This window comes from Rhodoferax sp. ZS1R8, from assembly GCF_056521325.1.
Genome location: NZ_JBWMBA010000052.1, coordinates 1 through 382 on the forward strand (window position 1 = coordinate 1; position 382 = coordinate 382).

1 protein-coding gene is annotated in these 382 nt (G+C 58.6%); it reads left to right on the forward strand.

Annotated elements, in window-relative coordinates:
• Positions 1-69: 69 nt before the first annotated feature.
• The coding region (locus tag AC097P_RS23650; RefSeq protein ID WP_479612879.1) for an amidase family protein at positions 70-382 on the forward strand (313 nt) is incomplete at its 3' end.

The window sequence follows — 382 nt, forward strand, 5'->3', positions numbered from 1 at the left end:
AACGCGATACCAGCCGTTGTTGGCATCCATATTGCTACCCCATCTTGGATACAAGATTGGATTTCTAAAATGGTGCACGCTCTTTCCACAGATTTCGACCCTCCCCAATCGCTGGGCGACGCGGCAAACTTGGCGCCGCAGGCGTGGATCTCGCGCTTCTCGCCGCCCCTGCAAACCGTGGCCACCGGGCCACTGGCAGGTTTGCGGTTTGCCGCCAAAGACAACATCGATGCGCTGGGTCTGCCCACCACGGCGGCATGCGCAGCTTTTAGCTACGAGCCGCAGCAACACGCCGTTGTGGTGCAGAGGCTGCTCGATTCTGGTGCGTCGCTGGTCGGTAAAACCAATTTGGACCAATTTGCTTGTGGCCTGAACGGCACAC